Origin of the sequence: Clostridium sp. YIM B02506 (genome assembly GCF_022324845.1) — a bacterium.
GTDB lineage: Bacteria > Bacillota > Clostridia > Clostridiales > Clostridiaceae > Clostridium_T > Clostridium_T intestinale.
The window spans coordinates 17,971-31,470 of the sequence record NZ_JAKGTG010000023.1; the positions used below are offsets into that span (position 1 = coordinate 17,971).

Consider the following 13,500-nt stretch of genomic DNA (forward strand, 5'->3'; position numbering starts at 1 on the left):
ATTATATTAAAATCAATATAATAATAATTTCTTAAGGAGATAAAATTTATGAAAGATTATGTTATCTTAACTGATTCTGGTTGTGATTTACCTAAAGATTTAGTTAAAGATTTAGACGTAAATTATATTGGTCTAGTATGCTTATTTAAAGGTTCAGAATATATCGAAGATTGTGGTCAATCTCTTTCCTATAAAGACTTCTATAAAGGTATTAGAGAGGGAGAACAACCGACTACTGGTCAAGTAAACTCTTATAGATTTGCTCAAGAGTTTGAAAAACATGTAGAGGCTAACAAGGCAGTAATTTATATAGCTTTTTCCTCAGCTTTAAGTGGCACTTATAATAGTTCTCTAATAGCTAGAAATGAAGTCTTAGAGAAATATCCTAATGCAGATATAACAATAATTGATAGTAAATTAGCCTCTGGAGGCCATGGACTATTAGTATATCTTGCAGCTAGGAAAAGGCAAGAAGGTTCTACAAAAGAAGATCTAGTTAAGTGGATAGATGAAACCTATTTAAGAGTTAATAGCTATTTCTTTGTTGAAGATTTAAATCATCTGAAAAGGGGCGGTAGAATATCTGCTACTTCAGCTTTAGTTGGAGGTATGTTAAATATAAAACCTATCCTTCACGTAAATGATGAAGGAAAACTTATAAATATTGCCAAGGCTAAAGGAAGAAAAAAAGCAATAAGTACTCTTTTTGATTATGCAGAAAGAAAAATGCTTAATCCAGAAGATCAAACAATAGTTATAACTCATGCAGATTGCTTAGAAGATGCAGAAACTTTTGCAGAAAATTTAAAAAAACATCTTAAAGTTAAAGAAGTCATAATAAATTATATAGGTTTAGCAATAGGTAGTCATACTGGAGCCGGTGCCATGACAGTATTCTTTATAGGAGAAAATAGAAATCCATAACTTTCTAAAGAATAAAAAATAATCTGTGTATTTTTCTAATGAATCTTTAAAGGGGGATTCTTCTCGATTTATACACAGATTATTAGTTTAACTCATTAATTAGAATATAGTGTCTTGAGTCTCTTCATTAAATATATGAGCTTTATTTAAATCAATTGCAAACTTTATAGTATCTCCTACAACTTCGCCTTGATGTTTAGCTGTTTTTATTGTAAATGCTCTATCATTTGCTTTTACATGAAGTAATACTTCTGAACCTAAGTTTTCTACAACTTCTATTCTTCCATCTATAACATAAGTCTTATCATTTTCTTGTCCATTAGTAATTTTTATATCTTCTGGTCTTATTCCTAATATAGCTTGCTTTCCTACATAATTAGCCGCTTTAATTTTATCAGCCTTTTCTTTATCTAAAGCTACTTTTTGTCCAAATACTTCTACTACTATATTTCCGCCTTCTTCTTTTACATCTCCATATAAGAAGTTCATTTGAGGACTTCCTATGAATCCAGCTACGAACATATTAGCAGGATGATTATATATTTCGGTTGGAGTATCTACTTGCTGGATTATTCCATCCATCATAACTACTATTTTAGTTCCTAAAGTCATAGCTTCAGTTTGATCATGTGTTACATATATAAATGTTGTTTGAAGACTTTGATGTAATTTTGCTATCTCTATTCTCATTTGATTTCTTAACTTAGCATCTAAGTTTGATAGTGGCTCATCTAGTAAGAATACTTTAGCATCTCTAACTATAGCTCTTCCCATAGCAACTCTCTGTCTTTGTCCACCTGAAAGTGCCTTAGGCTTTCTGTCTAATAAGTGTTCTATATCTAATATTTTTGCAGCATCTCTAACTTTTTTATCTATTTCATCTTTTGGCATTTTTCTTAATTTCAAACCAAAACCTATGTTATCATAAACTGTCATGTGTGGATATAATGCATAGTTTTGGAATACCATAGCTATATCTCTATCCTTTGGAGCTAAATCATTAACTAGTTTATTATCTATGTATAATTCTCCATCTGATATTTCTTCAAGGCCTGCAATCATTCTTAAAGTAGTAGATTTTCCGCATCCAGAAGGACCTACAAATACTATAAATTCTTTATCTTCTATTTCTAAGTTAAAATCCTTTACTGCTGTTACATCTTTTGAGTATCTCTTATAAATGTGTTTTAGTGATAAACTTGACATGTTTTACTCCTCCTAAAATATGTTTTTTATTTCATTTAATATCTTGATTAGACTATATCACTATAAATTCATATCATCAAAAAACTTAATTTTTAAAGAAATATTCTTTGTTAAAGCCTAAATCAGCTTTCTACAATGCTTTCAAGTTTATCTTAAGTTTTTCTTATGTAAACCTTGTGACTTTATACAAAAATCTTCTTAGATATTCTGTACAATCCTACAAATATTTTTTAATATACTTATTTCTTAATAGATGTCTCCACTTGAAAGATTCTTGAAAATAATTACAATAATAATATAAACACTTAAAGGAGGACTATTTGGTGAACCATTTAAAAAGTTTATTAAAAGATCTGATGGACAAATTCCCTTTCATTATTGAAGTTACTGACTCTAAAGGTGAGACCTTAATTAAGTCTAAAAATATAGTTCCTAAATCCTCTGAATATTTTTCTATAGAATATAATGAAGAGCTCTTATACATTGAAATAGATAAGGAATATTATAATAGTATTCCTTTAATAAGATATTTACTGGAAGATAAACTTAATCAACTATCTCTCACTGTTGATAATATATTAGTCAGCATACTAGAGAATAACCCCCATCCACTTTATACTTACAAAGACATCATAAAAAAGATGAACTCTCCTTCAATTATGATAATAAAAACTTCCCTTTCACTAGATAAGGTTATAGATATACTAAAAGCTTCCTATGGTAGCAAAGACTATCATTATTGTAAGTGGAATAACTACCCTATGATTTTAGGTGATTTTGTTGATGTTCACTCTCATTGTGAAAGCATACTAGAGACTCTTTCTGAATTAACTATAAAAAAATCTATAATTTGTTACGAAGAGCTTACCTTAAATTCTGATATACCTAAAATAGTAAATAACCTTATAGATCTTATGAGACTTTGTGAGAAACTTAATCTTAGAAAAAATATCTTAACTTATAATAGTATAATCTTTGAAAATATTATGGATAATATAAGTCCCGAAATTAAGTATAAACTTCTTGATAAGTATAAAGATTTTTTTGATTCTTTAGATGGTGCTACTATTCAAACTATTGATACATTTTTAGATATGGACTTAAATATAAGCAATACTTCTAAAGCCTTATATGTTCATAGAAATACCTTAATTTATAGATTAGATAAAATAAAAAATGATATTAATTTAGATTTAAGAAATTTTAAAGACGCCCTTACCTTCTCCAGCTTATATTTTATATGGAAAAGCTTAAGGTAGCTATACTTTTGGGTATAGCTACCTTTTACTATATGTTAAATCTTATATGACTTCCTTCTTTAGCTGGAGTTACTTCTAATCTCGCATCTATCCTCTCTTTTAGTTCTGATACATGAGATATTATACCAACTAATCTTCCTCCTTTTTGGAGATCAATTAAGCAGTTTATAGCATTATCTAAAGATTCTTGATCTAAACTTCCAAAACCTTCATCTATAAACATAGTATCTACTCTTATTCCTCCAGTATAACTTTGAATTACATCTGCTAATCCTAAAGCAAGTGCCAATGAGGCCTTAAAGCTTTCTCCTCCTGATAATGTCTTTACATGTCTTGCCTTACCTGTATAATTATCAAAAACCTCTAACTCTAATCCAGACTGTTTATTTCCCTTTACTCTTTCCTCTTTTCTTTTTAGAAGAAATCTTCTTCCAGTCATTTTCATAAGCCTTATGTTAGCAGCTTGTATTATTTCATTAAAATAGGCTGCTAACACATATCTTTCAAAGCTTAATTTTTCACTGTTATCACCCTTTGCAAGCTTTGATAACTCAGCAACAACCTTATACTCTTCCTCCCCCTTAGCTATACTTAAAGTTAGCTTATTTATCTTTTTTAATTGTTTTTGGTTATTATCTATTCTTGCAAATAATTTATTATCTTCTTTATTTACTTCCTCTTCTTTTTCCTTCCAAGATTTTATTTCTTCTAGAATTTTTTCTTCATTTACCTTATCCATATTTAAAGTTTCTTTTTCAACTTCTTCTATTCTGTCCTTTAAGGATTTTACCTTATCTTTATATTCATTTATGGAATTTTCCATAGCTTCTATATATTCTTTAGTTCTTTTTAAAGAAGCATATTCATAATAATCTTTAAAACCATAGGAAGTAATTAGTTCTTTAAACTTCTCTTCATAATCTTTAACTTCTTTAATGCTTTCTTTTAGATTTTCCTCTTTTACCTTTAAGTTTCCTTCACTTAAAGCTTTTATAGAGCTTATTTCCCTAAATCTTTCTTCAGCAATCTTATAGGCTTCTTCCATAGCCCTTAAATCACTTTCACATTTTTTTATTTCACTATTTAATAAATTTAGACTTCTTTTATTATCTGGTATTTCTTTTTCTACGCTTAAAAGCAGTTCCTGCTCTGATTTTGTTCTTCCATATAGTTCTGTAAACTCTTTTTCTAGCAATTCTTTCTGCATCTCATTATTTTTAAGTTCTAAATTTAACTTTTCTTTTCTTGCCTTAGATTCTTCTTTCTTTTCTATTACCTTCTCTATTTCTTCAATTTCTTTTTCTATATTCTTTTGTATATTTCTTAATTCTCCACCTTTTTCTTTTATCAAAATCAGTTTTTCTTGAACTTTCAAATTTCCTAAAGAATTACTTAAAATATGTGAAATCTTATTATAGGTATCTTCATATATATTTTTTAGTTCCTCTATAGATGCTTTTATTGAAGCAATATTATTTGCTTTTTCAGTACAGGCTTTTTCAGCATTATAAGCTTCCAGCTTTTTTTGCTCTACCTCTTCAGCTGTAGGTGTTTCTTTCAATTTCACAGCTTTTTTAGGATGTTCAAGGGAACCGCATACTGGACAGGGATTATTATCTTCAAGTTCTTCTGCTAATAATCCAGCCTGCCCTTTTATGAATCTCTCATAAGTCTCAATATATTCTGTATTAAGTATCTTAAACTTGTTATTCAAGATATTAAATTCTAGTACTTCCTTTTCATGCTCTTTATATTTAATAAAGTGTTTATTACATTTATCATAAAGCTCTAAAAGACTATTTATGTTATCGGTTACCTTGTTTAAATCCTGTTCTCTTTTAACCTTTAATAGTTCTTTTTTTTGAATATCATTTAAGAATACTTCTAAATATTCTAGCTCATTTTTTATTTTAAAAATCTTCTCTCGATTTTTATTTCTTTCTTCTTCTAAATTTTTACCTTTAACTAAGAGTTTTTCTAGATTTACTTTTTTATTTTCATATTCAATTACCTTAGGCTGGAATCCTTTGAGTATCGATATATCTTCTGTAAACTTTTTTCTCATGTATTCAGCATTAATTTCTTTATCTAGAACTACTTTAGCCTCTTCTAGCTTTTTAGAATTTATTTCAAAATTTTTCTTCTCCTGAAGAAATTCTCTCTCTTTCTTTATTCTATTCTCTTCTTTAATTCTTAAATTTTCTTCTGTAGGAATTATCTCTAACGCCTTTTTAGTTAGTTGTACTTCTTCAATTTTTTTCTTAATATATTCTTCTTTTAATAGCTCCTTATTTAAAGCTTCCTTAAGTTCTTCTTTATATTTTAATCTTCTATTTATATCTACAGCCTTTGTTAATTGCTTTTGTAAGTCTTCCTGCTGTTCTCTTATACAGTCTAATTTTGTCTTTAAATTCTTCCTTATATCTTCATCCTTATATAATTTTACTTTTGTTAAATCTATTATTTCATCTATTTTCTTATCCTTGGCTTCCTTTAAAGAAAATAAGAGTTCCTCTTCCCCAGCATCTATATTTTTTATGTAGACGTCTCTCTCTTCAGATATCTTAGATATATTTTTATATAATTCTCTCTCTTTTTCTTCCAAGTTTTTTTGAACATACAAAAATGCCTCAGTACCAAAAATCTTTCTAAATATTTTTTCTCTTTCTAAGCTTTCAGCTTCTAAAAGCCTTCTAAATTCTCCCTGTGGAAGCATTACTATTTGTTTAAATTGCTGGCTTGTTATACCTAAAATTTCAGATACTTTTTCATCTACAGATTTAACTCCAGTTAATAGCTTTCCTCCTGGAAGCATTAGTTCAGCTTCTGCACTTTTTTGGATATATCCTTCTCCTCTAGCTTTCTTTTTAAGCTGCTGAGGATATCTTTTTATTTTATACTCTTTCCCATTTAATGAAAATGAAAGCTCCACATAAGTAGATATCACATCCTCTGCAAAATCACTTCTTAAACTATCTTTATCCCTGCTGCTGCCAGAAGCTTCTCCATATAACGCTACACTTAAAGCATCAAATATAGTAGTTTTTCCTGCTCCAGTGGGTCCAGTTATTAGAAATAAATTCTTCTCCTTAAGATTAGTGAAATCTAGTACCTCTTCCTTTGCATAAGGTCCAAATGCACTCATAACTAATTTAAGTGGTCTCATTTATATTATCTCCCTTTGAACTTCTTCTATTACCCTTCTTAAAACTTCCATCCTGCTCTCATCAAGTTCCTTTCCCGTAAGAATCTTATAAAACTCACTAAAGAGCTCTTCTTTAGATTTATTCTTATATCCTTCTTCCGCAGATGTTTTATTATATTCAGAATTTATAAAAGACTCTCTGCTTAAACCCATTATATTAGGGTATACCGCTCTTAACTTGGATATTGGATCTAAAAGCTCTCCCTCATCCGCTAATATTGCAAATACATAATCATCTGTATTGGTTTCTTTATATACGTCCTTACATATCAGTTCATTTAAAGGCCCTTTTATTATTCTTAAATCCCTAAGGGTTCTTAACTCTTTTAGTTCAATATTTAACTCACCAGATTTATCTATATTTACTATGGTAATAGATTTCTTTTGCTTTGCTTCAGAGGTAGAATACTTTAAAAGAGAACCTGAATATCTTATTTTATCTGATCCAACTTTTTGAGGTCTATGTAGATGCCCTAAAGCAACATAATCAAATTCACTGAAAATCTCTGCTGATATTAAATCAGTTCCTCCTATAGAAAGCGGTCTTTCAGATGCTGAAGTAATTAAACCAGCTCTCTCTTCCTGCCCATCTTCATTTACGCTAGTTTTATTATCTTTTATGTAACTCACATAACCGTGAGTTATTAATACGTTTCTTTCACTTCTATCAAAGTTCTTATAAATATCTTCTATAACCTTCTTATATGCTTCTTCATGAGTTTTTATATTTTCATCTCCATAAAGTTCTCTCACATAAGCTGGTTCTGTATAAGGCACCAAGTAAAAATTTACTGTTATTTCATCTTTATCTTTTAACGAAACCTTAGTTATATTTTTATTTAAAACTCCCTCTATATGAAGCCCGCTATTTTTCAAAAGAGAACTTCCAAAAGATAATCTCTCCGGACTATCATGATTTCCTGCTACAGCTAAAACAGGTATTTTTAAATCTAAAACTATTTTGCTTAATACTTTATCTAGAAGATCTACCCCATCAGCTGGAGGAACTGATCTATCATATAAATCTCCTGCTATTATTACAGCATCAGGCCTTTCTTCTTCTACTAAATTTACAAATTCACTTAGTATAAAAGCCTGATCTTCTAACATGCTAAACTCATTTACTATTTTACCTATATGCCAATCAGCAGTATGAATAAATTTCATAAAAATTCCTCCTCTAGATATTCATGTTTCTATTTTATCATAAAAAATCATAAAAATAGAATCCTAATCTACTGACTAGAATTCTATTTGCTCTTATATTATTTATTAGTCTTTTTATTAACTTTCCATATTTCATCTGCGTATTGAAGAATAGTTCTGTCTGAGCTAAATACTCCTGAATTACAAATATTTAGCCAGCATTTTTTAGCCCATTCTAATTTATTTTTATATGATTTATCTACTTTCATTTGCGCTTCTCTATAGTTCTCAAAATCTGCAAACAATAAATAATAATCTTCTTCTAGTAAAGAATCGTATATATCTTTAAAATATCCCTTTCTACCATCACTAAATGTTCCATCAATTAACGTATCAACAACTCTCTTAAGCCCCGGAACCGTTTCATAATATTCTTCTGGACTATAATCCTCTCTTAGCTCTTCTATATCTTCTACTCTTAATCCAAATATAAAGTTATTTTCTTCACCCGCTTCTCTTACTATTTCTACATTGGCTCCATCATAGGTTCCTAAAGTTGGACTTCCGTTTACCATGAACTTCATGTTTCCTGTTCCTGAAGCTTCTTTTCCTGCTGTAGAAATCTGTTGTGATAAATCTGCTGCTGGAAATAGCTTTTCAGCATATGAAACTCTGTAATTAGTAACAAAAATAACCTTCATTTTATTATTTACATCTTTGTCGTTATTAACTAATTTAGCTATCTCATTTATGAATTTAACTATTCCTTTAGCTCTTATATATCCTGGGAAAGCTTTTGCTCCAAATATAAATGTTCTTGGTACAAAATCTACATCTAAGTTTTCTTTAAGTGTAAAATAATGATCTAATATATAGAATGCATTAAGCAATTGTCTCTTGTATTCATGCAGTCTTTTAATTTGAATATCGAATAAAGAATCTGGATTAATATCTATTCCCTCAACTTTTTTAATATATTCTGCTAAATCCTTCTTTTTATTTTTCTTAATTTCAATGAATCTATTTAAAACCTTCTCATCATCTCTAAATTTTTCTAATTCCTTAAGTTTACTTAAATCTAAAACCCATTCTTCACTTCCTAATAATTCAGTTATCAATGAAGATAGCTCTTCATTGGCATATCTTATCCATCTTCTTGGTGTTATACCATTAGTTTTATTATTGAACTTCTCTGGATATAATTTATACCAATCTTTCAGTTCTTGATTCTTTAATATTTCTGTATGAAGCTCTGCAACTCCATTTATAGAATAACCACAATATATAGCTAAATTGGCCATCCTAGTAACTTCTTTACTTATTATAGCTAATTCTTCAATCTCTTCTTTATCATATAACTTCTTTTTAAGCTCTTTTCTAAACTCTTTATCTATAAGCTTAATTATTTCTAATACCCTTGGTATTAAATCCTCTAAATACTCGTTATTCCACTTTTCTAAAGCTTCTGCAAGTATGGTGTGGTTTGTGTAGGCAAAAGTTTTCTGAGCAATTTTTAATGCTTCTCTAAAATTAATTCCCTCTTCATCCACTAAAATTCTTATTAATTCTGGTATTGCTAAAACAGGATGAGTATCATTTAGCTGTATGGAATTTACTATATGAAATTTAGAAAAATTATATCCATACCTTACTTTATATTTTCTTATTATATCCTTTAAAGATGATGAACACATAAAATACTGTTGTTTTATTCTTAGCATTTTTCCGGAATCTGTAGAATCATTAGGATAAAGTACTCTTGAAATATCTTCTGCAGTATTCTTTTCTTCCAATGCCTCTACATATTTTTGATCGTTAAAAAGGTTAAAATCAAAATCATTTATAGGTTCAGCTGCCCATAATCTCAATGTATTTATATTTTTAGATCCATAAGCTATTATAGGAGTATCGTAAGGTATAGCTCTTACTTTCATATCTTTAAATTCAACTATTACCTGCTCATCTTCTTTTCTTACAGACCAAGGATCCCCATACTTAAGCCAATTATCTGCTTCTTCTTCTTGAAAACCATCCATAAATTTTTGTTTAAATAGCCCATGAGAATATCTTATTCCATAGCCGACTAAAGGTATATTCATGGTGGCTGCTGAATCTATAAAGCAGGCTGCAAGTCTTCCAAGGCCTCCATTTCCTAAGCCTGCATCCTCTTCAATTTCCTCTATTCTGTTTAAATCTATATTAAATTCCCTTAATACTTCTTTAACTTCTTTTCTGATTCCTAAACTTATCAGATTATTTCCTAATGCTCTTCCCATTAAATACTCTGCTGATAAATAATAAGCTTTTCTTCCTTCATCATATAACTTAGTAGTTTTATCCCAGTCATCTATTATTTCTTCCATCAAAGCCTTAGAAACTGAATTAAATATCTGATATTCCTTAGCGTCTTCTATAGTTTTTCCATAGCTCATTTTTAAATTTCTAAGTACTGCATCTTTAAAATGTTCCTTATGAAATATCATTTTCTTACCTCCCATATAAGCTTGTAATTTCATTTATTTTATCTGCCAGTTCTCCTGTAAGCTGTTCTGCTTTTGCTCTCCATTTCCAATTCGCTCCTAAGGTAGATGGTGTATTTATTCTAGCTTCACTTCCTAAACCTAAAAAGTCTTGAATAGGTGCTATGGCTAGAGCCCCTACTGAACTCCAAGCTCCTCTAATAAATCCCCAGTTATAGCCTTCATCTTTATTTAACTTTAAGTATTTAACTGCATGAGAAACATCTTCCTTATTCCCGCTGTTTTCAAACCATCCCATAAAGGTATCATTATCATGAGTACCTGTATAAACAACGCAGTTTTTATTGTAGTTATGAGGAAGATAATCACTTTCTTCTCTGGTATCAAAAGCAAATTGTAAAACTTTCATTCCAGGAAATCCTGTTTCTTCTCTAAAGTCTATTACTTCTTGGGTTAAATACCCCAAATCCTCTGCTATTATGTTTATATTTCCTAATGCATCCTTAATTGCCTTAAATAACTTATTTCCTGGTCCCTTTACCCACTTGCCATTTATAGCAGTATCCTCTTCATAAGGAATTGACCAGTAGGACTCAAAACCTCTAAAATGATCTATTCTTATAACATCGTATAACTTTAAGTTTTCTCTTATCCTATTTACCCACCAGCTATAATTAGTTTCATCTAGGTAATCCCAATCATATAGTGGATTTCCCCACAATTGTCCTGTCCTAGAAAAAGAATCTGGAGGACATCCAGCTACCCTTATAGGTATCTTCTTATCATCAAGCATAAATATTTCACTAAAAGCCCATGCATCTGCACTATCTTCTGATACATATATAGGTATATCTCCAATAATATTTATCCCTAAACCATTGGCATATCCTTTCAATGCATTCCACTGCTTATAAAAATGATATTGAAGAAATACCCAGTAGTTAACTTCATCTTCTAATTCTTTAGAGTATTTGTTCATAGCCTCTTTTTCTCTTAACTTAATATCCTCTGGCCACTTTTGCCAAGACTTTAAGTCAAACTTATTTTTAAGAGCCATAAATAAACTATAATCTTCTAACCATACTTTATTTTCTGACTTGAATTCCTCTATAAATTTCCTATCTCTATTCTTATTGTTACTGTAGGCCTTTTTTAAGACCTCCATTTTATTCTTAAATATTTTATAGTAATTTACCTCATCTTCATTTTCACCCAAATCAATATCTTTAAAATCTCCTTTCTCTAGTATTCCATCTTTAACTAGTATATCTAAGTCTATAAAGTATGGATTACCTGCAAAAGCTGAAAATGATTGATAGGGAGAATCTCCAAAACTCGTAGGCCCTAAAGGAAGTAGCTGCCAATACTTTTGACCAGCTCTCTTAAGAAAATCTACAAAATCAAAAGCTTCTTTTCCGAAAGTTCCTATTCCATATTTATTAGGAAGAGATGTAATATGCATTATTATCCCGCTGCTTCTTTTCACCTGACTCACTCCTTATTTTATTGATCCATGCATTACTCCTTTTATAATATGTTTTTGCATTATAAAGTAGAATATTACTATTGGTATCATTGCGATAATTAATCCTGCTAAAGCTAAATCCCATCTCTTAGAGAATTGTCCAAAGAAGTAGAACATCTTAAGAGGAATAGTCTGCCACTCTGGCCTATTAATTACTAATTGAGGTAATAGGAAATCATTCCATATCCACATAGAATTCAATATAGCTACTGTTACTGTTATTGGTTTTAATAGTGGAAATACTATAAGCCAAAAGCTTTGAAATTTATTACATCCATCTATAAGTGCAGATTCTTCAATTTCTTTTGGTATGCTTTTAATAAATCCATGATATAGGACAATTGAAAGTGGCGCTCCAAATCCTAGATACATAAATACTAATCCTGGCCTATTTAATAGATGAAGTTTTCCTCCTATATTTACAAGAGGTAACATTACTGACTGGAATGGTATAAGCATTGCAGCTGAAAAGGTAAGAAATATAATTGTACTTATTTTACTCTTAGTTCTAACTAATATCCAAGCAGCCATTGATGTAAATATAATTATTACCACAACTGAAGCCACTGTAATAATCAAAGAATTTTTAAAAGAATTAAAAAAATCTAATTTTGTAAAGGCACCAGAATAATTCTCTAAAGTAAAATTTTCTTCAGGTAAACCCATAACATTACTGAATATACCCTTCTGAGTTTTAAAAGAATTAACTATCACAATATAAAATGGAGATATAAAGATTATTCCTAATACTATACTTATTAATCCCACAATAAAATTGGTTCTTCTTTTACTTTTCATTACATCTCTACCTCCTTCTTCTTACTAAAATACATTTGAGTTAAAGATATTGCTGCAACTGTTATTAAAAATATTATTGCTTTTGCTTGAGCTAATCCAAACTCATTAAACTTAAAAGCTGTATTGTATATATTCATAGCTAACATTTCTGTTGATTTGAAAGGTCCTCCTCCTGTAAGAGATAGGTTTTGATCATATAGTTTAAACGAATTTGATAGGGTTAGAAATACACCTACTGTAAATCCTGGCATTACTAATGGTAATATTATGTTCTTTAATCTTTGGAATGCACTTGCGCCATCTATTAATGAAGCTTCTATTACATCATCTGGAATATTTTGAAGAGCTGATATATAAATAACCATCATATATCCTGACATTTGCCATGACATAAGAATAGCTAATCCTAAAAAGCCTGTAGATTGATTAGATAACCACCCCTCAAAAAAGTTTATACCGGTTAAGTTTCCTATGGCATCAAAGCCTTTAGTAAATATGAATTGCCATACAAAGCCTAGTATAAGACCTCCTATTAAATTAGGTAAAAAGAATATACTTCTTAATACATTAGATACTTTAAGCCCCCTTGTAACTAACATAGCCAAAGTAAACCCAATTACATTTATAGAAATTATTGATACTATAGCAAACTTAGCTGTAAACCAAAAGGATTGAAAGAAATCCGGATTATTCTTAAACAAATCTATATAATTTGCTAGTCCAACCCAACTTGGATCTCCTATACCATTCCAAGACGTGAAAGATATGTATATACCAAAAATCATAGGTATTAATACAACGATAGAAAATGCTAATATTGCTGGTCCGATAAACAGCCAAAACCATAGTTTATCCTTTAGCCCTTTTGAGAGTGACTTTTTAGTTTGTACATTTTTACTATTCTTATACATTATCATTATATTTCTCCCCCCAAGTATATTTTTACGGGGGAGAAGT

9 protein-coding genes are annotated in these 13,500 nt (G+C 29.6%); 2 read left to right on the forward strand and 7 right to left on the reverse strand.

Annotated features, from left to right (window positions below):
• The first annotated feature begins 48 nt into the window (after nucleotides 1–48).
• Nucleotides 49–924 carry a DegV family protein gene (locus tag L1S49_RS16035; RefSeq protein WP_238906325.1) on the forward strand — a complete coding sequence of 292 codons (876 nt, stop codon included), beginning with the start codon at nucleotides 49–51 and terminating at the stop codon, nucleotides 922–924.
• A gap of 99 nt (nucleotides 925–1,023) precedes the next feature.
• Here L1S49_RS16035 and ugpC read toward each other — a convergent pair whose 3' ends face one another.
• Nucleotides 1,024–2,130 (reverse strand): sn-glycerol-3-phosphate ABC transporter ATP-binding protein UgpC, encoded by a 1,107-nt coding sequence (gene ugpC / locus L1S49_RS16040; protein WP_238906326.1) that lies wholly within the window; start codon nucleotides 2,128–2,130, stop codon nucleotides 1,024–1,026.
• Between the two features lie 323 nt (nucleotides 2,131–2,453).
• Between ugpC and L1S49_RS23425 the strand changes: the two genes are divergently transcribed.
• Complete coding sequence (locus L1S49_RS23425; protein ID WP_238906328.1) at nucleotides 2,454–3,389, forward strand: helix-turn-helix domain-containing protein; 936 nt, start codon at nucleotides 2,454–2,456, stop codon at nucleotides 3,387–3,389.
• 28 nt (nucleotides 3,390–3,417) lie between these two features.
• On the opposite strand, the gene L1S49_RS16050 is transcribed toward L1S49_RS23425, so the two are convergent.
• The 6 genes from L1S49_RS16050 to L1S49_RS16075 form a co-directional block, all read right to left on the reverse strand.
• A complete protein-coding gene (locus L1S49_RS16050; protein ID WP_238906330.1) occupies nucleotides 3,418–6,555 on the reverse strand; it encodes an AAA family ATPase in 3,138 nt (1,045 codons plus the stop codon).
• On the reverse strand, nucleotides 6,556–7,761 hold the full coding sequence (locus tag L1S49_RS16055) for an exonuclease SbcCD subunit D (protein WP_238906332.1): 1,206 nt from the start codon (nucleotides 7,759–7,761) through the stop codon (nucleotides 6,556–6,558).
• A 98-nt stretch (nucleotides 7,762–7,859) separates the two neighbouring features.
• Nucleotides 7,860–10,223: a glycogen/starch/alpha-glucan phosphorylase gene (locus tag L1S49_RS16060; RefSeq protein ID WP_238906334.1), complete on the reverse strand. Its 2,364-nt coding sequence runs from the start codon at nucleotides 10,221–10,223 to the stop codon at nucleotides 7,860–7,862.
• Nucleotides 10,224–10,227: 4 nt separating this feature from the next.
• Complete coding sequence (gene malQ / locus L1S49_RS16065) at nucleotides 10,228–11,706, reverse strand: 4-alpha-glucanotransferase (RefSeq protein WP_238906336.1); 1,479 nt, start codon at nucleotides 11,704–11,706, stop codon at nucleotides 10,228–10,230.
• A gap of 12 nt (nucleotides 11,707–11,718) precedes the next feature.
• Nucleotides 11,719–12,543: a carbohydrate ABC transporter permease gene (locus tag L1S49_RS16070; RefSeq protein WP_238906338.1), complete on the reverse strand. Its 825-nt coding sequence runs from the start codon at nucleotides 12,541–12,543 to the stop codon at nucleotides 11,719–11,721.
• Complete coding sequence (locus L1S49_RS16075) at nucleotides 12,543–13,460, reverse strand: sugar ABC transporter permease (protein ID WP_238906340.1); 918 nt, start codon at nucleotides 13,458–13,460, stop codon at nucleotides 12,543–12,545. Before L1S49_RS16075 ends, L1S49_RS16070 begins: the two co-directional genes overlap by 1 nt.
• Between the last annotated feature and the right edge of the window lie 40 nt (nucleotides 13,461–13,500).

Coding starts and splice junctions, on each gene's coding strand:
- L1S49_RS16035 (WP_238906325.1), top strand. CDS start 49: ATGAAAGATTATGTTATCTTAACTGATTCTGGTTGTGATTTACCTAAA.
- ugpC (WP_238906326.1), bottom strand. CDS start 2,130: ATGTCAAGTTTATCACTAAAACACATTTATAAGAGATACTCAAAAGAT.
- L1S49_RS16050 (WP_238906330.1), bottom strand. CDS start 6,555: ATGAGACCACTTAAATTAGTTATGAGTGCATTTGGACCTTATGCAAAG.
- L1S49_RS16055 (WP_238906332.1), bottom strand. CDS start 7,761: ATGAAATTTATTCATACTGCTGATTGGCATATAGGTAAAATAGTAAAT.
- L1S49_RS16060 (WP_238906334.1), bottom strand. CDS start 10,223: ATGATATTTCATAAGGAACATTTTAAAGATGCAGTACTTAGAAATTTA.
- L1S49_RS16070 (WP_238906338.1), bottom strand. CDS start 12,543: ATGAAAAGTAAAAGAAGAACCAATTTTATTGTGGGATTAATAAGTATA.
- L1S49_RS16075 (WP_238906340.1), bottom strand. CDS start 13,460: ATGATAATGTATAAGAATAGTAAAAATGTACAAACTAAAAAGTCACTC.